The sequence below is a fragment of the Pseudoalteromonas sp. 0303 genome (genome assembly GCF_013349995.1).
Classification (GTDB): Bacteria; Pseudomonadota; Gammaproteobacteria; order Enterobacterales; family Alteromonadaceae; genus Pseudoalteromonas.
Genome location: NZ_JABVXF010000185.1, coordinates 1 through 354 on the forward strand (window position 1 = coordinate 1; position 354 = coordinate 354).

Annotated in this window: 1 protein-coding gene; it reads left to right on the top strand. The window is 42.4% G+C overall.

What is annotated here, in order from left to right; genetic code table 11:
* On the top strand, positions 1-354 hold a 354-nt coding region (locus tag HUS62_RS22725; RefSeq protein ID WP_175081243.1), incomplete at both ends, for a hypothetical protein.

Below are 354 nucleotides of genomic sequence, written 5' to 3' on the forward strand. Positions count from 1 at the left end.
CAACAACGGCGACATAGAGCGATTTGCCAATAGTTATGCCCCCGAACACTCCGAAGAGTTTATAAATTATTTAAATGAAAAAGAGCTGTGGCACTTATATCACTTGCCTTATGAAATTATGTCAGCTTTGGACCAGTTATCATCTGATGGGAGGTTAGGTGACTTACAGGAACAACTTGATTATGGTATTTCGCAAAAGTTGAAAGAGCGTTTATTACTCCGTGGGGGATTGCTTAGTGAAGCAAGGGCGTTGGAAGCCGTAGAGCGTATAGCCTTAGCGCTGTTTATGATGCAAAGGCGATCTATAAGCTTAGAAGCTACGCCAGGTAAACCTCACTTAGTGAGTATCAGTGA